21 protein-coding genes are annotated in these 20,872 nt (G+C 48.0%); 6 read left to right on the forward strand and 15 right to left on the reverse strand.

Translation table 11 applies throughout. The features are described 5' to 3' along the window. Positions 1-13: 13 nt before the first annotated feature. From J2T16_RS21345 to J2T16_RS21375, 7 genes are all read right to left on the reverse strand, one after another. Positions 14-1,333 (reverse strand): F390 synthetase-related protein, encoded by a 1,320-nt coding sequence (locus J2T16_RS21345; protein ID WP_499019194.1) that lies wholly within the window; start codon positions 1,331-1,333, stop codon positions 14-16. Next, on the reverse strand, positions 1,330-2,214 hold the full coding sequence (locus J2T16_RS21350; RefSeq protein WP_499019195.1) for an MBL fold metallo-hydrolase: 885 nt from the start codon (positions 2,212-2,214) through the stop codon (positions 1,330-1,332). Before J2T16_RS21350 ends, J2T16_RS21345 begins: the two co-directional genes overlap by 4 nt. Then, entirely contained in the window at positions 2,214-3,203 is a 990-nt protein-coding gene (locus tag J2T16_RS21355; protein WP_499019196.1) for an NAD-dependent epimerase/dehydratase family protein, read from the reverse strand. Before J2T16_RS21355 ends, J2T16_RS21350 begins: the two co-directional genes overlap by 1 nt. Further along, complete coding sequence (locus J2T16_RS21360) at positions 3,200-4,441, reverse strand: ATP-grasp domain-containing protein (protein ID WP_499019197.1); 1,242 nt, start codon at positions 4,439-4,441, stop codon at positions 3,200-3,202. The genes J2T16_RS21355 and J2T16_RS21360 overlap by 4 nt, the downstream gene beginning before the upstream one ends. After that, positions 4,431-5,432 carry a beta-ketoacyl-ACP synthase III gene (locus J2T16_RS21365; RefSeq protein WP_336122164.1) on the reverse strand — a complete coding sequence of 334 codons (1,002 nt, stop codon included), beginning with the start codon at positions 5,430-5,432 and terminating at the stop codon, positions 4,431-4,433. Before J2T16_RS21365 ends, J2T16_RS21360 begins: the two co-directional genes overlap by 11 nt. A gap of 258 nt (positions 5,433-5,690) precedes the next feature. Next, positions 5,691-6,578 carry a TIGR01777 family oxidoreductase gene (locus J2T16_RS21370; RefSeq protein WP_499019198.1) on the reverse strand — a complete coding sequence of 296 codons (888 nt, stop codon included), beginning with the start codon at positions 6,576-6,578 and terminating at the stop codon, positions 5,691-5,693. 160 nt (positions 6,579-6,738) lie between these two features. Next, positions 6,739-7,269: a hypothetical protein gene (locus J2T16_RS21375; RefSeq protein WP_499019199.1), complete on the reverse strand. Its 531-nt coding sequence runs from the start codon at positions 7,267-7,269 to the stop codon at positions 6,739-6,741. A gap of 227 nt (positions 7,270-7,496) precedes the next feature. Here J2T16_RS21375 and J2T16_RS21380 point away from each other — a divergent pair, with 227 nt between their 5' ends. Both J2T16_RS21380 and J2T16_RS21385 read left to right on the forward strand, forming a co-directional pair. Next, positions 7,497-7,871 (forward strand): BlaI/MecI/CopY family transcriptional regulator, encoded by a 375-nt coding sequence (locus J2T16_RS21380; protein ID WP_154886970.1) that lies wholly within the window; start codon positions 7,497-7,499, stop codon positions 7,869-7,871. A 9-nt stretch (positions 7,872-7,880) separates the two neighbouring features. Next, positions 7,881-9,326 (forward strand): M56 family metallopeptidase, encoded by a 1,446-nt coding sequence (locus tag J2T16_RS21385; protein ID WP_221786857.1) that lies wholly within the window; start codon positions 7,881-7,883, stop codon positions 9,324-9,326. A 97-nt stretch (positions 9,327-9,423) separates the two neighbouring features. Here J2T16_RS21385 and J2T16_RS21390 read toward each other — a convergent pair whose 3' ends face one another. The 5 genes from J2T16_RS21390 to J2T16_RS21410 form a co-directional block, all read right to left on the reverse strand. Further along, entirely contained in the window at positions 9,424-10,179 is a 756-nt protein-coding gene (locus J2T16_RS21390) for a YdcF family protein (protein WP_208606798.1), read from the reverse strand. Between the two features lie 24 nt (positions 10,180-10,203). Further along, complete coding sequence (locus J2T16_RS21395) at positions 10,204-10,755, reverse strand: nucleotidyltransferase family protein (protein WP_499019200.1); 552 nt, start codon at positions 10,753-10,755, stop codon at positions 10,204-10,206. A 326-nt stretch (positions 10,756-11,081) separates the two neighbouring features. Next, positions 11,082-11,927 carry an AraC family transcriptional regulator gene (locus tag J2T16_RS21400; RefSeq protein WP_336122160.1) on the reverse strand — a complete coding sequence of 282 codons (846 nt, stop codon included), beginning with the start codon at positions 11,925-11,927 and terminating at the stop codon, positions 11,082-11,084. Between the two features lie 91 nt (positions 11,928-12,018). Beyond that, on the reverse strand, positions 12,019-12,876 hold the full coding sequence (locus J2T16_RS21405) for an EamA family transporter (protein WP_090922113.1): 858 nt from the start codon (positions 12,874-12,876) through the stop codon (positions 12,019-12,021). Positions 12,877-12,963: 87 nt separating this feature from the next. Beyond that, positions 12,964-13,923 carry a metallophosphoesterase family protein gene (locus tag J2T16_RS21410; protein WP_336122159.1) on the reverse strand — a complete coding sequence of 320 codons (960 nt, stop codon included), beginning with the start codon at positions 13,921-13,923 and terminating at the stop codon, positions 12,964-12,966. Between the two features lie 341 nt (positions 13,924-14,264). On the opposite strand from J2T16_RS21410, the gene J2T16_RS21415 reads away from it, so the two are divergent. The 3 genes from J2T16_RS21415 (at position 14,265) to J2T16_RS21425 (ending at position 16,857) form a co-directional block, all read left to right on the forward strand. Continuing rightward, complete coding sequence (locus tag J2T16_RS21415) at positions 14,265-15,035, forward strand: DeoR/GlpR family DNA-binding transcription regulator (RefSeq protein ID WP_336122158.1); 771 nt, start codon at positions 14,265-14,267, stop codon at positions 15,033-15,035. Between the two features lie 85 nt (positions 15,036-15,120). Then, positions 15,121-15,654, forward strand: a complete 534-nt coding sequence (locus J2T16_RS21420; protein WP_154958299.1) for a TetR/AcrR family transcriptional regulator — start codon at positions 15,121-15,123, stop codon at positions 15,652-15,654. A 90-nt stretch (positions 15,655-15,744) separates the two neighbouring features. Further along, complete coding sequence (locus J2T16_RS21425; protein ID WP_499019201.1) at positions 15,745-16,857, forward strand: MFS transporter; 1,113 nt, start codon at positions 15,745-15,747, stop codon at positions 16,855-16,857. Positions 16,858-17,121: 264 nt separating this feature from the next. Here the strand turns inward: J2T16_RS21425 and J2T16_RS21430 are convergent, their stop codons facing one another. Beyond that, positions 17,122-17,658 carry a hypothetical protein gene (locus J2T16_RS21430; RefSeq protein ID WP_499019202.1) on the reverse strand — a complete coding sequence of 179 codons (537 nt, stop codon included), beginning with the start codon at positions 17,656-17,658 and terminating at the stop codon, positions 17,122-17,124. Between the two features lie 200 nt (positions 17,659-17,858). On the opposite strand from J2T16_RS21430, the gene J2T16_RS21435 reads away from it, so the two are divergent. Then, the gene (locus J2T16_RS21435; protein ID WP_253495943.1) at positions 17,859-18,137 is read left to right on the forward strand and encodes a SunI/YnzG family protein; all 279 of its coding nucleotides are present in this window, start codon (positions 17,859-17,861) and stop codon (positions 18,135-18,137) included. 67 nt (positions 18,138-18,204) lie between these two features. Here J2T16_RS21435 and J2T16_RS21440 read toward each other — a convergent pair whose 3' ends face one another. Both J2T16_RS21440 and J2T16_RS21445 read right to left on the reverse strand, forming a co-directional pair. Beyond that, positions 18,205-19,383, reverse strand: coding sequence for a DUF4272 domain-containing protein (locus tag J2T16_RS21440; protein WP_499019203.1), 1,179 nt, complete (start codon positions 19,381-19,383; stop codon positions 18,205-18,207). A 120-nt stretch (positions 19,384-19,503) separates the two neighbouring features. Beyond that, positions 19,504-20,724: an RtcB family protein gene (locus J2T16_RS21445; RefSeq protein ID WP_336122154.1), complete on the reverse strand. Its 1,221-nt coding sequence runs from the start codon at positions 20,722-20,724 to the stop codon at positions 19,504-19,506. Positions 20,725-20,872 lie beyond the last annotated feature (148 nt).

A 20,872-nucleotide genomic window follows, 5' to 3' on the forward strand; every position in this document is an offset into this window, starting at 1 on the left:
TATTGAACCTCAATTAATCTAACCGTCTCTCCACCCGCCGCATCTTCGTGATCCCTGCTTCAAACGTATACGGCACAAATTGAACCTCAGGTAGCACACATTGCAATCGACCTGCCAATTTCCCCAACTCTTGCAACACAGCGGTCTGCACCTGCTCCTGACCCTCTTCCTCACTGACCCGCATTGACACCTCCAGCATTCCACTGCCACGTTGCACCACACGATAATGCTGAATAGCCGGTGAAGCCGCAATCACCGCACGACTGATAAAATCCGGAAAAACCGAAACAACCTTCTCCTCATAGGTATGCGAAAAATAAAGCGTATCATCACAGCGGCCTTCAATCCGCTCGATGGCTGTGAACAACGAACCACAGGCGCACGGCGCTGCCGCCTCGGTTAAAATATCATTCAGCCGATACCGGATAATCGGCTGCGACGTTCGGGAAAAGTCTGTGATCACAGGCACGAACCGCCGGGTTGCAGGATCAATGTACTCTTTTTCAATATACACAATGTCTTCATTCAGATGTATCGTTCCGTGCTCGCACGTCGCTCCCAAAAAGCCTTCTGTACACTGGTACACTTGATGAACCGTCTGACCGAAGATATGCTCCAGCACCTTACGATCCAGAGGGTCAAGCACCTCGGCTACGGAAATGATTTTCTGAGGCACATGTGTTAGACGTCCTTGCTGATAAGCATCAGCCAGTATACGAAGCATGGAAGGAGGAGCCACCCACACCGTAGGCTGGTATTCTTTCATACGTTCAATCAGGACATCCACACGCTCCAGCAGGTCAAAATATTGGAATTGCAACTTGCCACGCTTGACCGATTCGTACAGATTGCTATTCGCCCGCAGGAAGAACGCGATTTTCGCAGGTTTCCACAACCCGCCTGGAAGAAGTTTGGCCAGCACGGTGCCCGTCCACGCATCCTGCTCCCGATCACTCACCAGAAAAATACCCCGGTTACCCGATGTGCCAGAAGATAGTCCTACCGTGACGCCTTGAATGGAGGACTGCTGGAAATTACGGGTATCCTCACTTTCGCCAGCAAGGACCAACGCCTCTTCCTTCGTAATACCTACCGTGTTCAGCGTGTCGAAATACTGCATCATCACCGTTTTATCGATCTGCGGGAACTGTCTCCACTCGGTTGCGTTCAGTCCTTCCCACCACTTTTGATAAAATGGAGACTTCGCCCGAATCCGTTCAACCTGCCGAATGATTCGGCGTTCCTGCCACTGTTCCAGCTGCGCCCTGGTACGCCATCTGCGCAAGCCACGTGCAAGTGCATAATGAGTAACAATACGGACAGGGTTGCTCATCGTTCCGTTCCTCCTGTGCCCCATGCGCTCAGCGCCTCTTGGCAATGACTCGGCACGATGCGGAGTGTAGGGAATTGTTGATGAAGTTGAACCAGCTTGTCAAAGTTCTGTCTGTACTCCTGCCGATCTGACATAATGATGCCTGCCAGTGCATGAGGTCTACGTTGTTCACGGAAAGCCCGGCTCGACCATACTGCATCTGCACATAAAAAATAATCATGTTGTTCTGTCCGCAGCAATAAGCCCATCATGCCTTCCGCATGACCCGATACATCCACGCCAAGCAGGCTGCCATCTTCAAATAGATCGTGTACCTCTTGCCAAGGAAACCCTGCCGGGGCTTCAATCCCTGTATTCTCCCACATTTCCCTCCATCGCTTGGCAGGTTCGTTCACGGGCAGTGACCGCTGGATAAAGTCGTCAGGTAGCAGCCCAGCCAGAAAACCAGCCTTCACCGCCGCAATCGAACCAAGAGAGCGAACCGCATCATAGGCTCTGGGCAAATAAATAAACTGAGCCTCCGGGAAGTCCTTGGCACCTGCAATGTGATCCCCGTGAAAATGCGAAAGAATAACATAACGGACATCTGACGGCACCAGCCCTATTTGCTTCAGAAAATAAACAGCACTGTCTTCCTCCTGAAATACAACGGGCGTGATATGACGATATAACGCGTTCGGCAACCGAGCGGTCTCTTCAAAAAAACGGGAACTGTACCCCGTATCCAGTAGTATCGGGCCATGATCGGGATGAAGAATACAAGCGAATCCTGCCGGGAAACGAACAGGCCGGAAGCTTCCTCCCCGTAACGTAAGGAACTCTGGATGAGTACAGTAACCCGCTGCGCCTAAATATAATTTTACCGGCTTCGTTGTTAACATCATTCACTCCTCCACCAATCTGCAAATTGTTGCAATCCCGCTTCGATGGACACCCGCGGTACATATCCTAGCTGCGCCTTAGCATCGGTAATGTCCAACGTTTGCGGCACACCCAAAGATCCAACCGTGTATCTGGTCAGTAGCGGCTCTCCCAGAGCAGGGATGAATCGATGTACACCTTCCAGCATACTGGCCACTCCATAGGCCACTCGATAAGGAATATTCAGACGCCGCAGCGGCATGTCTAACATGTCAAAAAGAGTCCCGACCAGCTCTGCAAAAGGCCTCGGGTCTGCGTTCGAAATATTGTAGGCTCTCCCAAGCGCATCATCAGAAGCATCACTGCACAATAACAGCGCATCCACCACATTATCTACGCACGTCAGATCAATCAGCGCCTGTCCACCTTCAATCATCGGTACTCCCCGCTTGGCATTCGCTGCAACAATCCGCGGGAAAAGCGTTTGGTCATACGGGCCAAAAATGGCTCGCGGACGAATCATAATCGATGGCAATCCGTTACGATGTGCCTCCATCACAATGTCTTCAGCAATACGTTTGGTAGCCGCATAATGATTGGCCGGTTTAGCTGGTAGCAGGTCATGTTCATGAACTTCATAACGCGGTATGTAGTTAAAATAAATACTCGGCGTGGAAACATGCACGAACCGCTGCACCTGATGGCGTAGAGAATGATCAATCAGATTTTGCGTTCCCTGCACATTACTGCTGTAGAAATCCTGATATTTCCCCCAAGGTGAGGATAAGGCCGCACAGTGGAACACGATATCCTGACTTGTACATGCTGCATCTACAATCTGGACATCCCGAATATCTCCCCTGATAAAGCGAACTCCAGCCGCTTCAAGCACACTGCCGATCTCTTGCTGTCGCCCCATGCCTGTCACTTCCCAGCCTTCTGCTGCAAGCCTTATCGCCAGATGTCTACCCAGACAACCTGTAGCCCCGGTCACTAATGCTCTCTTCATCGTTGTTCACCGTTCCATTCTATGTCATGAGTCAATGCTTCCGTCAGCGTAATCTGCTGTGAACGTGCAAGACGCCAAGCAGCAAGTACGACCGCAAATTGTTCAAAAAAAGGCCGCCGATCCTGCCGCACATACACCACATCCCTGGCACCCTGCCAAGCCGTCCTCCAAGCTCGCAGGCTACCTCTGCTGCTATGAATCTGCCGGATACCACTTCCCAGCATGGGCAGTGCTAACATCGCCTTATCATTACCTAACCGCGGTGTCACTTTTATCCCTTCGCTAAGTACCACTTCAGGTTCAAGCAATGCACGCACCAATTCGTTACCAGGATGAAATAGATGAATGCCACTGGTTGCCCTCGGGTTACACTCAATCGCAGACACCTGACCCGTCACGTCTTCGATAAAATCAAATCCAATCTGTCCGCTGAAGCCCGTCGTGCGCACAAAGTGTTCTACCCACGCGCGCGTGCCCTCATGTTGCACCTGTTCAAAAAAAACACTCGCGCCTACACTGCCCGTACGATATCGGCTGTCGTAGGTGGCATACGCGATCAAATGGCCTTCATGCACTACACTGTAGGTGCACAGTCCTCGTCCATGAATGTACCGCTGCGCCACCCAAGGTGAGGCAGGAGACAACTTATCTTCGCCCGGTGGATCGTGGTACCCAAGTTTCGGCATACGTACTTTGGCCGCAAAACGGGAATAGACCGGTTTCCAGACCCACTCTCCCTTTAAAACCTGCTGCATCTCCAGCCACTCCTGCGGAGTTTGAATCAGATGTGTATCCGGAACCGGAAGCCCCATAGACTTGGCAAGCCTATTAAAATCATACTTATGATGCAGAACGTGCAACTGCTCCAGACTGGAAACAAGAACACGACAACGCTGCCTTAAGCGTTCAGCCCCACCAGCCACATAAAACACTTCTTCGCACATCGGAATCAGCACATCGATCTGCCATATCTTAACCCAATGTTCCAGTGCCGACAGGTACTTCTCCGTATGGTGACGTGGCGATGGAACAAGTACGCATTGCTCCACCGCACTAGACGTTTTGCACAGATGATGGTCCATACTCTCCGCAATAAATACGAGGTGACCTGACCGATGCAACATACGCGCCAAATCCAGCGTAACCGGAGCTCTTCCTCCGGTAAGGAGTACCCTGTATGTATGACCCGCTTGTCCATGAAGCACACGTTGGTCACGTCGTGCAAATCTAGTAGTCAAAGATCAGTCCTCCCAAAGACAGCCCAGCCGCCGTTCCAATCATCAATACCCGATCACCACGCTCTATTCGTTGCTGACGAATCGCCTCATGCAATCCCATCGGAATGGAGGCCGCAATCGTATTACCATGACCTTGTGTAATATCCATGAACCGTTCTGCCGGAATTCCAAGCTTCTTGCGAATCAGGCGCATCGCCATTGCACTGCCCTGATGAGGAATGACCAGAGAGAAATCCTCCATTCGATCCCCGGAAGCTTGAAGCATCTCATCCATAAACCCGGGTAACAGCTTGGACGCCATGCGAAAAATCGCCTGTCCATCCATATGAAAGAGGAATGGATCTGGATGTGCCACATCATACTGGGCCGCATGATGCCGCGTGCCTCCGCCTGCAATCTCCGAAAACCGTGCCCCGCGGCTATAGGTTCGCAGCGATGCATGAACGATCTGTGACCCGGATTCCTCAGATGCTCGCTCAATGATGACTGCCGCCGCGCCATCACCAAACAAGGCAGCACTTTCAGGATCTTTCCAGTTTAATCCTGCTGAAGCAATCTCGGTGGCTACGAGCAATACACGCTGGTAACGTCCAGCGTCTACCATATAAGAGATGACATCAAGTCCGTTCAGGAAACTCAGACAAGTCGCATCCATATCAAAGGCAGGAACACCTGATTCTTCCTGTCCCATGGCCTGCTGGATAAAGACGGCTGTGCTTGGCAACGGCTGTTCTTTCGTACCGCTGGTGCATACCAAACAATCGATCTCACCAAAAGACAGCCCTGCATCGGCCAGAGCTGCTTCTGCCGCTCTTGCACCCATATAGGAAGAAGTCTCCTCGTCCGAAGCATAATAACGATAGCCGACGCCCGTCGCTTTGCTGACCCAGCCTGCGGGCACATGTAATCGCTCATCCAACTCTTCGTCTGTCACCTTCATCTGAGGCAGGTATTTCCCTGTACCTGCGATTCTTACTCTTCTAAGCTGCATATGCCCAACCTCTTCTCTTTCATGCGTGTTATGTAAATTTCGTGATATTACCCATTAAACGAATATACCTGCAACTGAATAATAGTGATAATGAAAAAGAATATTTGAAACAGCCTGATGATCGATCCCGAGCCTAAATATCATCGAAATAGACGGAAGGGCAGATTGCTCTGCCCTCCCATTCACATATTAATGATTCCTGCACATGTTTTTCACAGTCAGAAAATGGAGGCACCTATGTAAACTGTCTGCTCCCCATTATTTGGATTTAAGGAGATCAGCAAGTGCCTTATCCAGCGAAGCATAAGTGAACGTAAAACCTGCCTTTTCGATTCTGTCGGGAATGACCCAGCGGCTCTTGAGTACCAGTTCCGTTTCCGTACGGATAAATATAGCTCCAAGCTCAAGCATCCAGCGCGGGGACGGAAGTCCGATACGTGCACCCATCTGCTTCCTAAGACTTGCCATCAGTTCCCGATTGGTCACTGGATGAGGAGATGAAGCATTATAGACCCCTTCCAGCTCCGGATGCTCCTGTACAAATATCATCATGCGGAACAGGTCCTCCATATGAATCCAGCTAAATTTTTGGGTTCCTGCTCCCTGGGCTCCACCCAGGCCAAATCGAACCAAATTCGTCAGTGGTTCCATCACCCCACCTTCCCCAAGCACAATCGCAATGCGTAGTGCAATTTGACGTGTAGATGGTAGCTTGAATCCGAAGAATGCCTGCTCCCAAGCCTTGGCAACCTCCACAGAGAAACCCGAACCAATCTCTCCATCTTGTTCCGTCATTGGACGATCTTCCGCATGTCTATAGATGGTAGCCGTACTGGAGTTAATCCACAATTCAGGCGGATGCACACAAGTCAATACCGCTTCCCCAAGAATGTTTGTGGTTTCTGTTCTGGAATCCATAATGATTTTACGATTCTCGTCTGTGTAACGGCAATTGACCGATTTACCAGCCAGATTAATCAGCATCTCCGCGCCTTCAAGTGCTTCAATGATGGCTGTTCGATCTTCCCAGGCGATGTGTCCAGACTGGCGTGAGATCACCAGCACATCGTACCCCAGCTTTTTAAACCGGACTGTAAAATCTTGACCAACAAATCCCGTTCCACCAGCAAGTACAACCTTTTTCACGGTATCCCCTCATTTCAGCAGATGCATCATGCCATCTACGCATTGCATTCATATCAGACTAAACAACGTAGCAGACCGTTTCGTTTGATATGGATTCCATTTCCGTGTAGAGAGACGCCCATCGACGTTTAAAAAGTTCAATTTCATTCAAATCGCTCGCTCAGCCTGCTTCTTGCACGCCAATCGCTGTATATAACCGACTTCGCTCTTCGTTCGCCCAAGCATTCGATGCATCCTGCTCTAGTCGAACCTGTAGTTCGTCATGAAAATCATGAATCATATACCCTTCGGGGAGTTCACCCAATATGGATGCAAAATCATACTCAGGCAAAGTTCGCCGCCCTTCGCCAATTTCTTTTAGCCAATTCATCCAGTCTTGCAGTGCAAGCACACCTTCCTGCCACAACTCAGCCTGCAGACCAAGCACATCCTGCAACTGCTCATAGGCAAGTACATCCGTAAATTGGCGACAAGCCTTGACCCCCAGTTCGTACAATTCAATCGCTGCACGACGAATATCATGCGTTAACCCTATCTCAAGACCTTCCAGGTAATCCTGAACCTGAATATGCTGACCATCATCATACAGTAAAGGCGCATGGGCGAGCATGCGAATAATGTCTTGTAAATCGTTCGTTGAAATAATGTTCTGCTCCTTCAGAGCAGGTAATTGATATGCTGTAATGATCATTCACTCCTGTTTCGGTCATCTATTGTTGACCTATAGTATAACATGCTTTTCTTCGTTGAATCTGGGATATAGAAACAGAACCCTCTTGACAAACAGAGGAAGAAACGAGGTTCTCACACACTGCGCTTGACTATATACTACATGTTGTAGTAGTTTATATTTACTACGTAGTGTAGTAATAAAATTATCGTTATGGACGCATAACGTTGTAAAGGAGTGCTTCTTTGGTGCACCAAACTCAAAAATGGTCCGAAACCGAGCTGGAACTGATGGAGGTGATCTGGTCTTGTACTCCTCCGGTCACTTCTTCCGAACTGTTAGACATGTTTAAGGAAAAGGGAAAAGCGTGGAAGGCACAGACCATTTCCACTTTCCTATCCAGACTGGTGGATAAAGGGGCGCTCACTGTCACGAGACAGGGTCGAACCAACTATTATGAGCCTCTTTTACAGCCAGAAGACTACAAACTTCAGAAAACCAAAACAGTACTCGATGGCCTCTATCAAGGCTCTGTTAAAAATCTGGTTTCAGCCATGTATGACGGGGATAAGCTTTCAGAGAAAGACATTGCCGAACTAAAACAATGGCTGTCGGAAAAGTAGGTGGCGCGCATGAATCTCTTTATTGATCTGCTGATAACGTTGACGGTGGCTGGAAGCATTGCCGCTGCTTGCATTCTTGCCTTGCGCCTTCTGCCGGTACATCTTTTCCCCGCTTCCTGGCGTTACGGGCTGAGTAAAATGGCTTTCGCCTTTTATGTACTGCCCCTATCGTTCGGAATGACATGGTTCTCCAGTCTTTTTCATCATGCTTCACACCGAAACCTTGAACAATCAAACTTTTTGAACAGCATGCTTGAAGGAGTAATCACCACAGAATGGACGATATCTTCTACGGCGGCGTATGTTTTGCTCGGTGCTTGGGGGGCAGGCGTTTTCAGTTATTCGACGTGGCAGATCTATTGTTATTACAGATTCATCCATGCGTTGAAACGTACACAGTCAGATGTAAAAGAAAATAGTGAGGCCGCCTTACTGCTCCCCATGATCAAAGAAAAGTTAGGTATTCGGCAGCATGTCAACCTGGCATATAGTCCAATGTTACGAAGTCCCGTGCTGGTCGGATTAACGAAACCTACGATTTATTTGCCTCAAGCGGGTACAGCTCACTTGAATATGGGTCTTGTTTATCACCATGAATTAACTCACCTTAAACATAAAGATTTGTGGGTCAAGGCACTCACTCTAGCGGTCAGCGCTTTGCACTGGTTCAATCCTCTCGTTCACCTCCTTCGCCAAGAGATTCACACCTGGAGTGAATTTTCTTGTGATGAAAAGGTTGTCCGGAAGATGTCCATCGAAGATCGCAAACGTTATGGCGAAACCATTTTAAATGTCACCGCAGGAGCGCAAAGCTTGCCTGTGCAATTTTGCTCATCCCTTTCAGGGGAGGGAAAACAATTAAAAAGGAGACTTACGATGATGTTTGATGTCAAAAAAATGAAAAAGAAACATTGGATCATAACAATTTCATCCGTTTGTTTAATTGCTGTAGCAAGTACGTCTACAGCTGTATGGGCATCGAGTCATACGCCCAAAGTAGAGCGTGGAGCCACTGAAGCTATAATTGTACCTGACAACTCCAGAGAGACTGCCAGTCGAGCCACCGAACCTAGTGCTTCTACACCTCGAGATGAAGTCTCTGAAGCCGTAATTGTACCTGACAGCTCCAGAGAGGCTACCGTTCCAGCGGCTGCTTCCAGAACCACTTCTCCTCGGGATGAGGTCTCTGAAGCCGTAATTGTACCTGACAGCTCCAGAGAGGCTACTGTTCCAGCGGCTGCATCCAGAACCACTTCTCCTCGTGATGAGGTCTCTGAGGCTACAATTGCACCTGACAATGCCAGAGAGGCTACTGTTCCAGCGGCTGCTTCCAGAACCACTTCTCCTCGAGATAAGGTCTCTGAGGCTGTAATCGCACCTGACAACTCCAGAGCAGCTGCCGAGTCCAGAGCAACTGAGCTTAGAGCTGCTTCTAGCGATTCTGCAAAAAAATGAGTCTTGTCCACCCAAGTTTAATGTAGTGTTCACCATAAAAAATAGAAAACAGGACGAAGCATTTTATTCCTTCCGCTTCGTCCTGTTTCTCGTTTGACTATAAAAACGCCTTCACAGTGCCAAAATATTCACGAATCATATTAATCGGCTTTAAATACCCTGGTGAAGGAGCGGATATGCCGTATTCTGCAGCGTATCCGTTTTTGGCCGCAATATATTTCGACCTGAACATGTGGTAATCGCTTGTGACAATCATAATTTTGGGATGTTCCAGCCCGGAAGCAAGAATGATTTTTTTAGAAAAAGCCAAATTTTCCTGCGTACTTGTCGAGCGATCCTCCATGATGATCTGAGCAGGGGCAATGCCCTGATCCACCAGGTAATTTTTCATCGCAAGGGCTTCAGGAATGGATTCACCTGGCCCCTGTCCACCAGATACAATGACTGGAGTCTGCGGGTGAGTGCGAATATAATCCAAGCTGGCATCCAACCTTTGTTTCAAGGTCAGAGACAATTCGGTTCCCTTGATGCCCGACCCAAGTATGATGACATAGTCCGCTCGCTCCTCTTCCTTTGAACCAAGCTGGGTAAATACCAGAGCTTCAATAATGATAAAGGAAACGGCGCCAATGCCGAAAACGACCAACAACCCACGTTTCAGCCAGATGTGTTTCTCATAATCAATCCGTCTTAATATGATAAAGGTTGCCGCGAGGAGAGTAAAAAATTTCACGGCAAAGTTCCAGCCCCAAAAGATCAGAAAGAAAACCAAACACGCCAGTAGGATCAGATCCAAAATATATCCTTTCTCCCGTAAAAATTTCTGTATCAGTACAGCAACACTCCTTCCCATACATAGACATCCACACTTGTTATATTATGCCCTTACAATCGTGAGCTTGGGCCAGTGCTGTTGCCAATTCTTTTTGCACACACGTTCGTTATAATAGACAGCGTCCATAAACGCCGGACTTTTGCGAACAACCAACGCATACAGATCCTCCAGCCCATAAGGGGCACATATCCTGATTTGATCGTCAGCATGTAGTTGTACACCAATGGCTGTTACTCGCTCAGGCCAAAAGCGCAGTGCATCTTCAGTCGAGTGATACGGCATGTCTCCGTTGCGCAGGTGCATCCTGGCCTGATTTTTAACCGACCACTTCGAGTTACCTGTTGCAGTACATAGCTCCTGCTCAAGTTCGTAATCCCGTTCCTCTTCAAGATCGGCAGCATTAAAATAAACAACATCAATATCGCTATGCAGCTCCCGTCTGGTAAATCCATGAAGATCATCCCATATGTAATTACGAATATAACCCGCACCGATGTAACAATCGGGCAACTCTAGCGAACGTACAATCCGCAGATCCTGCATGATCTGCTCATGTTGTCGCAACGTTTGCACAAGTCGTTCTTCATATTGCATAGCAAATCCTCCTTGACCTACTCGAATCCGATATCTTCATTCCAGCTTGGCCGTCCGTCGTTCTTAGGGGTGGATGAGACTACTGTTTTTTAATATAACATGTTTCGAACCCTGGAATAAAATAAACAACTCCCCTCAAGCTGTCATTTTCATGTACATCCAAAACGAATGCACGCCTGAAAATCACGATTCCTGAGCGGAGTTATGATGTCATATTGATCGATGATCATTGGTGAAGATAATTAATGCTTACGATCCAGATATTCAATACTTATTATAGAACTATTTAATACTTACTATCCTGCTATTTAATACTTACTATCCGGCTATTTAATCGGTATCCAGATTTGAGGCGCATGTTTCATGCCGCGGTAGACTTCCAGTTCAGGCAGCCAGGCATGTTCGTATGCATTTGAAGGGAACCATTCACCTACAATACGTTTCCACAGCTTTTGTATTCCCTGAGGCATCGGTTCCTCAACCTCGAAAACCACCCATTTACTCGCGGGGAACGTGAACGTAGATAGCCCTTCCGGTTGCTCCCCTTCATACGTTGTTGCAATCCAGTACTCCATCTGCTTGTCCTCGATCTCGCCCTGATCTACACACACCCCTAGCAAACCCGGGATAACCCCGTTATTCAATGCAGCTATCCGATCCTCTACGCCGCTGTGATACGCTTCCTCCCACATATTAGGAATCCCCAGCAAATGCTGCCCATCCACATATGAAAAGCGTTGTTTGATGCCTGCGATGGAAAATGCCTCTTGTTCGACAATATGATGTTTCATTGGCTCTGCTCCTTGTAAACTGACTTGAATAACGAGTCGATTATACGACTGGACTGAAGCACCGGACTTTCGGGTTTCGCTTGGCGATATTCCATGTTGTCTGCGATAAGCTTTGGTGAACGATTCAGGCGTATCATAACCATACTTGAAGGCCAAGTCCATAATTTTGGGATCTCCCTGCAACAGTTCATTGGCCGCCAGGGTTAATCTTCTGCGCCGGATGTACTCCGCCACGGTAACGTCGGTCATTAGACCAAAGATACGTTGAAAATGAAATGCCGACATATGCGCATGCGCCGCAATCTGATCCGTCGTCATAGGCTCCAGTAGATGCTCTTCTATATATTGAATCGACTTCTGTATGGCTTCAATCCATTTCATGTACTACATCACTCCTTGCTTATGATGATACACGAAGAAGGGTAGAGAAGCCTGTCATTTTGTGCTTTCTTTTGACCGATGTCTTTCTATCCTATCCCCACACACCAATCAGGAGAATGCCGCCAAAAATAACGATGGAACAGAGAATCCTTTTCATGCCCTGCTGTTCTTTTAATAACCATATCCCGAGAAAAGCCGCAAATACCGTTCCCACTTCCCGAAGCGGGCCCAATCTGGCCATCGGAGCCTGTTCCAGTGCAAATAGAAAGAGCAGATATGATCCCGGATTCAGCAAAGCCCCAAGCAAAATCGTCGAACGATTGACCTTCCATTCCTGACGCAAGCCAGCTGAAGCGAGCAGCGCTGGCGTTAATCCAGCCACAAAACCAATATTCGTAACCTCAAGCAACGCCAAGGGCGAAATATGTTGCAGATTTAATTTGTCCACAAATACATAACTCGTCGTACATAACCCCACACACAAGGCCATCAGAACTGGCTTCGCCCCCTTCATTCCAGAGCCTGCTTGTCCTTTCCTGCTCCCCACACCGCTAAGAACGATGAAACCAACAATCATGCAGGCAATGCCTAGCCATCCGAATCCCGACAACCTTTCTCCCAGGAAAGCAACCCCGATCAACGGCACCAGCAACGTACTCGTGCCCCGCATAATCGGATAGATCTGAGACAAATCGCCAAGCTCATACGTCTGAGACAACAGCCAGGAGTATAACGCCTGAAGTGCCATCGACACGATCAACAGCGCATAAGCTGACACGGGTAACGACTCGCGGGACAATTCTACCACCAGCACAGGCAGCAGCAATACGGTGGGAATCATCATAATCGACCATAGAAAAACACTTTTGTTCAAACTTCGTTTTGTAAACATACTCCAGACGGCATGTGCCATTCCTGAAGCAAGCACCAGAATTAACGGTAAAATCATGCTGTATACGTCCCTCTCTGTTTTCCTTGCTTATTTGCTTATCTCTTTCTATTTCCCTTGCCACGCTATAGTACACTCTAGAATACCTTACGTCGCGGTCTCCGGTTGATGCTCCGGCTGTTCATTCACCACCGATCCATCCTCCAGACGAAGCCAGGTATTAAACTCCCGCTCACCTTCACGCATCTGAATGACACGTCCTCCGCGTAGCATACCTTCCCTTCCGTAGGTACTATGACCACTCGAACGCCCGTAACAAAGACGTATCCCTTGATACCGGCCGTGAAAATCATTCACATGGTCGTGTCCGCAGAACGTACCCATTACATCCCCCATCTCCAGCAGTGCAGCAAACAAACCCGAATTGACTTGCGCACAGCAGACAGGTTCATATTTGTTGCCATAGCAAACTCGACTGTTCCACATCAGTTGATATTCCGGAATCGGGATATGGAAAAACGCCAAGGCTGGTAGCTTATCCCCCGGGCTGCGGCCGGGATTGACGCGTGTGGATTCATCCATCAGCCATCGGAGCTGACTCTGCTGAATCCAACCATAACCGGGGATCGATTCCACGGTCGAATAACTCCCGGAATCGAGCAGATACAACACGGCTGCCGGAAGTCCATTCGCCCCGGCAATCTCCAGCGTGTAATTGCCCAATCCTGCAATATCACGCGGGCCCGCTTCCGTCACACTATGCGCATGCTCCTGAACTACACGCATGAGCTCTACTGGATTGATTCGTTGCTCGGCATCATGATTGCCAAACACAAAAGCCCACGGAATCCCACACGCCTCCACAGCCGAGACAGCATCGCGAAAAGCCTGCTCCGGATGCTCGCACGCCTGATTTCCCGAATCGACAGGCCCGGTGTAGATCACATCTCCTGTGAAAATAACCAGATCCGGCTGTTCCAGTCCGATGATTGATTGCATCATCCGCCGGCTTCGCAGATCTTCAGGCCGCCCGTCTTTCCAGTGTAGATCGGTAAATTGTACGATGGTAAAGGTTCCATTTTCACGAAAAGCAAGCGGTCGTTTCACTGTGTTGTCCTCCCGAATACCACATGAATACGCATTGAACGCGAGCAATAAGCTTCACTTCATTCATGCAGTTAGATCTATTGGTTATATGTATTGCTGGTTAGTGCTTGAAATAACTCGTGTTCAATCCGTTTTAAAATGTGGTTTATTGTGGTTTTTAGTTGTTTCATTTGATAATATCGCCACATCTATCCTCTGTCAACTCATCTCTTGATATCTAACAACCATATCTACCGAATGAAATTGACAATTGATTTTCATCAACTTAAACTGTTAAAAACAACAACAATCCACACAAAGGCCAAACTTCTATAAAAGAACGTAACGGAGGCGGAATTTGAATGTCGTTAACATATGAGGAGCGAAAACAGACGATCCTTGCCCAGCTTGCCACACAAGGCAAAGTTCAGGTACAAACGTTGGCTCTGCTATTTCAGGTATCCACGGAAACCATAAGGCGGGATCTGGATCGGCTGGAGAAGGAAGGTGAATTACGTAAAGTGTACGGGGGCGCTGTACGTGTCCGCTCAGGTATGATCGAAGCGCCCTTCCAGAAGCGCTCACAGTTGCAAGTTCAAGAAAAGCAGGCTATTGCCGCCGCGGCAGCTTCGTTGATTGAAGACGGCGAAACCATCATGCTGGACAACGGCACAACCACACTCGAAATCATGCGCCAATTGCAACATCGCTCCCTTATCACGGTGATTACGAATTCTGTACCCATCCTGACTATTGCCCTAGAATCTTTTACAGGTAAAATCATTTTTGCTGGAGGCGAAATCAACACTGCTGTTCAAGCCGCCACTGGGCCTGGGGCACATGAGATACTTGACCAGTTCAAAGTGAACAAAGCGTTCATTTCGGCTGGAGGTGTTTCCTTCACCGATGGAATTACCGATTATATACTGGAGGAAGCCCTGATCTCGCGTAAAATGATGGAACGCGCCGAAGAAGCCATCCTGGTGGCGGATCACACCAAGTTTGGACGCTCCACGTTTGCCAGAATTGCACCTGCCGATCACATATCCATGGTGATTACGGATTCAAGCTGCCCTACTGAATGGATCGAAAACTTTGGGCGACTGGAGATTGAAACGGTCATTTCAGATTGACATCGATATACACATTCTATATTTTGGATATAATGATCATTCTATTTTTACTGAAAAATGGGTGAAAGGAGTGGCCCAAGCGATTATGAGTAGCAAAAAGGAAACGCTTCTTAACGTGTCTGAGGACCTGTTCTATCTGCATGGCTTTCATGCCATTGGCCTAAAACGGATCATTACCGATGCTGACGTGGCCATCATGACGTTATATAATCACTTTGCATCCAAGGAAGACCTGATTGTCGAGGTGCTTCTGCGCCGCGAACAGCGCTATCTGGAGCAACTACGTATATATGCAGATAACAAGGCACAGTCCGTCTTTCTCAATCTGGCTGAGGGTCATGCCAAGTGGCTGATGGAACATGAAGCCAGGGGATGTCTTTTTTTACGAGCGAAGGAAGAATTCGGGGCTGATCCAAACCATGTTATCGTACAAACCGTTAACGGGCACAAAAAACACCTCATAACCCTGATAAAAAAAAGTGATCCCGAAGCAAATGATCGAAGCATCATGCAATTTATGCTGTTGTTAGAGGGTTCGACGGCGCTGGCCGAAACGGAAAATGTAAAAGAGGTCTGCCGGGAACTGATTCACATGACTCAAAATAGTTTCAATTCATAACACAAAGGGTGAGTTCATATTTCAACTCACTTTTTTATTTTCATAAGAAGTATAATGATCGTTCTATCTAAAATAAGGCGGTGAAATTCAATGAAAAAGATAGTCCTTCCTGGCGTTGCCCTGATCGCAGTATGTTATGCTTTTGGGCGTTTCAGTTACGGACTGTTTATGCCAGAAATCTCCGAGGCTTTACAATTATCCGAATCGGCATCCGGGGCCATTAACTCGGCAACCTACATTGCTTATTGTCTAGCCCTTTTGACTGCGCCACTCATCATTAATCACAAAGGGCACCATTACGTCATTCAACTTGCTGGAATCAGCGCTATTCTTGGCTTGATCGGCATCGGACTGGCACATGATACCTGGCTACTTGCGGCCGGTGTTTTTCTTGCCGGACTCAGCACAGGATGGGCATCTCCAGCCCTCGGGAATGCAGTAAGCGCAGAACTCGCACCAGATCTGCACGCCAGAGGGAACAGCTGGATCAATACAGGCACCAGCTTTGGCATTATCGTCTCCGGTCCACTCTACTTGCTATTCACCGATTACTGGCGTATAAGTTATATCCTGTTTGCCCTCATAGGCATAACCGTGTTGCTATGGAACCGACATGCGATTCCTGCAACCAAAACACTCCCTTGTACGAAGTCCATCTGGTCTTGCATGAGACCCACCAGACCGGGATCGGCTTTACTCATGGCTTGTATGTTAACAGGCGCAAGCTCTGCGATTTATTGGACTTTTGCCCGAAACTTTCTTACGGACGAGAAAGGGGCCTCCGATTCGGAAGCCGTCTTGTTCTGGATTGTTATGGGCGTGACAGGCATACTCGGCGGAAGTGCGGGTCGGATTATAGAACGGATTGAGTTAGGCTGGTCTTATCGTATAGGCATTCTGTTGTTATCGATTTCGCTTGGCGTTATTGTCCTGCCTTCGATGACATCAAGTATGGTTTCAGCCGTCCTGTTCGGCAGCACGTACATTTTTCTAACAAGTGTTTTCATTGTATGGGCAACGAGACTGTTCCAGCCAAATGTCTCCATCGGCATTAGTCTTGCATTTCTCGCGCTGGGCGTGGGTCAATTCCTAGGATCATTTATGGCGGGATATACTATCGAGGTATTTTCAAGCACGGTCGCTTTTCTGGCTTTTGCTATTCTCGGTTTGCTGGGACTATTCCTTCGCGTGAAACCGGCCTGAGCCGTCTCCAAAGCTGTCGGAAGACAGCGCATCATTATACTTGCAACATATTTCTGTAGAAGCATGGTTGCAGACTTACACCGTTTAATGTAACTTTGGTTCCTGTTCCGAGCGGAGATTAGGCTACAATAGGCTTAAATCTCTTCGGAACAGGCCGCACCAAAATAACGAGCTAGCTTCCATCGCTCTCCACCCTTGACTAATTCAAAAGGAAGCTACGCCCTGCCCTGACCAACCGAAAATGAGGACTCGCAATGAGTAGATCTACCGATATGCCCCTATGACGTCGTTGTCCCAGACCTGAACCTCAATATACCGTTCGGGACCCTGTTTGCCGGTCTGATTCCAATCCTGTGGAAAACCATAGGTCTGAATTAGTTCAACTATTTCGTCTTTGGTATATACCTGCTTGCGATAGGATTTATCGTCTTCATAACGCATCGTTGGGAAGAGATCACCGTAGGTGAAGCTCACAACTTCTACGGGTAATTCCTCCCATGGAATAATAATATGATCGGGATCCTGATACCATGATTCTAGCCAGGGACATACACCGAGCGTTAGATAATGGGGATAGTCTTGTGCCGGCTTTCCTCCCTTAGCTATGAACTTCTCAAATGCCATATGCTCAAGGCGTCTCCTTATTGTTATGTAGTCAGATGACCACTGAGCGGCAAAAACTCGGCCTTCCTGCCGAATCTGTTGTGAAACTGCTTCGGCCTCTCTCTGAGACAGGCTTGAGAGATTACGGAACGGGCCTACATTTTTCTCGAAATAATGGTATCCATTAAGTTTTTTCATGCAACTCATCTCCTTACAAAACATTGGATGGATTGATTCTACTCAAACATCATATCTTATGTTGAAATTTTTAGTTACTTCATCTTTATTAATTAGGAATTTTTAGCCAAAAATGATAAACTGGAACTATCGTATACGCAAGACTGTTTCATTACTCTATTAGTCCAATCATTTTATTGTACAAAAAAGGAGGTCATCCTATGTTTGACGTAAACGTAAAGCAAGTAGATGATCAACTCGTCATTCGCTGGCAGTTTTCCAAGATTGAAATCCCCATTTCTCAAATCACATCTGTAACTTTAGATAACACCTATGGAGGAAGTGAGCCTTCAGCTGTCCGAATCGGTTATGCTCGTTCAACCGAGCGGATTCTGATCCGAACCACTCATCAATCCTACATTTTATTTACGAGCAGCGAGAACATGTATCCTGCAATTCAAGCCATGGTCTCTCCCTCAGTAACCTCATCTATCGAATAGCACATAGTTAAGAGCCACCGATCAGATTAAAAAATCTAGTCGATGGCTCTTTTCAATTTGATTTCATTTACGTATCCGTCCGTACCTCATCCCACGCTTGATTCAGATAACAGATCAGCCAGTTAAGTGCACGATGCCGTTCATAAGCTACACCGGAATTTAAACCTGCAGGTGGTAACTCCTCTTTAATTCTGCTGTTTACACAGACCCAATTGTACCGATAAATCAAGTCGGCCTCGTCCAAAATTTCATCTTTACTACGCAGAGTGGCATCCGACAGGAACTCTGCATAGCTGTCCTTTTGCTGTAGATAACCAACGTCCTTACTTACGTTGCACAACTCAGTAGGTGCACTCAATTCTTCCACGTACCCTAGTGCCCATAGCATGACATGGTATGCCTCATATCCCCAAGAGAAGCGAATGACCTCTTGCTGCTGTGCTCCATGCTGATCCAGAAAAGATTTTTCATCCGGAGAAAAGAAGGCGGACGCATCATACTTGTCGATGACTTCCTGCACAAGCGCCGCGGTGTCATCGTTACTCTCACCTGCTCCCAGGCACTCACCTTTTAGGGCGGCTATACAAAGAGCTACAGCACGCTGCGCAACCTCTTCCTTCGTTCGAATCGTTGTATCCTGCTCACCTGCCCTTGCTGGCAGATTGGCATTATACGGAACACCTTGCGCCGCTAATCGCTGCTCTGAACGTGCCTTGCGGTCCACAGCATCCACTGAGGGTGGACGAGTGTCATCCAGATAACTCGTATGTGCGGTTACCGTGTAATCCTCTACTTCGGATTCTCCGTTTACATCCAGAAGCAGCTGACCCTGAGCATTCAGTAGGGAGCCACCTCCCCAGAAAATGACGGCATCCAGCGCTTCAGCCAGTTGTAATAACTCGTTAAAGAACTCTTCCGAGATATCTTCCTCTGTCTCGATGCCGATCACCATGTTCAGGGTGGAGCATTTAATCAGTACCTTTTCCTGAAGCGCAGCATTACGCCCTTCGATCTGACTCATAAACCCAAGCATACCTTGAATCATCGTGCCGAACTCCTCGGGATGCGTCTGGCTGGTCATGATGTTGAAACCCTTTGTTTTTTTGCTAAACCATTTCTTCTGAATCACCTGTATGTGCGTATGGTCTTCTCTTCGCTGGATGGCGGCATCAGGATAGATGGATTGGATCATTTCATACAACTGATCCAGGTCAAACTGGGAGCTGTATATCGCACAGTTTCTCATGGGGTGTTCGCCCTCCTTCTTGTGTCTGAATTCTTGTTAAGTTAGACTAAAGATTTTACACAGGCCACTCCAAAGACAGAACAACCTTCCAATCGCTGTTATCCCCAGGTTGATCTTCGATTAATCCTTGTAGGGGTCGAACTCATTGCCACCCGCCATCGCTACGCCTACCGGGCGCAGTGCATGATTAATTTTGAGTGTATTCGCGTGCGAAGTGAGCACGTCTTGCAATTTTTTGTAGACAAACGGGCTCTCATCCGTGCCTGCTCCGCGGAGCTCCACACCATAATCACGAATCGCGGCTTGCATCTGTTCTTCACTAATTTCGCCGCCCATACGCGTGCGAAGTTTGTAATTCATTTTGCCTGCCGCCTGCGTACGACTCATGATTCGTCCTGCCCCGTGAACCGTACTGCGGAAAGACTCCGTATTCTCCTCACTATGAATGCCTTCTACAATGACCGAAATATCCCCCATACTCCCGCCGACAAAGCCAAGCTGGCCCGGTGCCAGCGGTGTCGCTCCTTTACGAACAACGACGACTTCCTCGCCCATATGCTGCTCTTTCCACGCAAAGTTATGATGATTATGTACGGCATATTCAGCACTCGCTCCAAGGATATCAAGCACCTGTTCAATCACGTAATCCCTTCCGGCATAGGCATAACGACCAGCCAGTGTCATACCCGCCCAATACATATCACCCATTTCACTGTTCAAGTCAAACAGGGTCGGCGGCTGATCCATCGATTCACCCGGTGCTTTGCCACTGAACTCCCGTCCAGCCGCCAGATTAAGGAATCCACTCGCTACCTTATGCCCAAAGCCACGGCTGCCAAAATGATTGGCAATCCATACCTTGCCCGTCTGCTCTTCCACAAAAATATCGACAAAATGATTGCCGCTACCGACGGTTCCGAGTTGATTCCGTGCGAGTGTCTTCAACTTCTGTTGCAATCCGCTTTCGATGGTATCAAAAAGCTTCCAGTTCGGATCGTCGAACAGCTCATGCTCCACCGGGGTTGGGTTGTTCCGGCCTACGCCGAATGAGATCGTTGCATTAATATCATCCATAATGACCGCAATCCGGTCACGAATATCGTCCCACATCAGGTTCGTGCGCACAGCTTTGTTGCCGCAGGCAATATCGTACCCCACTCCTGACGGACTGATCATATTGCGGTAAGCAACCACTCCGCCAATCGGCTGCGAATATCCCTTGTGATGATCAGCCATTAAGGCCACGCCCAGCACATCTCCATATTTCGAACAAGTCACCGCCTGACTGACGGCATTCTCCAGCGGTTCCCCCCAGACTTTGATGTTATCCACGATACGCATATTCGGTAACCTCCTATGTATTCTTTTTCCTAAAGTTTAACAAAAATCTATCCTTCTCGATATGCTACTAAAGTATAGGTGTAGGATACGCTATACTGCTGTAAAAAAGGCTCCCCTTTTCCGTTCGCTCACTAAAAAAGAGAGCGTC

The organism is Paenibacillus intestini, from assembly GCF_030803945.1.
Lineage (GTDB): Bacteria > Bacillota > Bacilli > Paenibacillales > Paenibacillaceae > Paenibacillus > Paenibacillus polysaccharolyticus.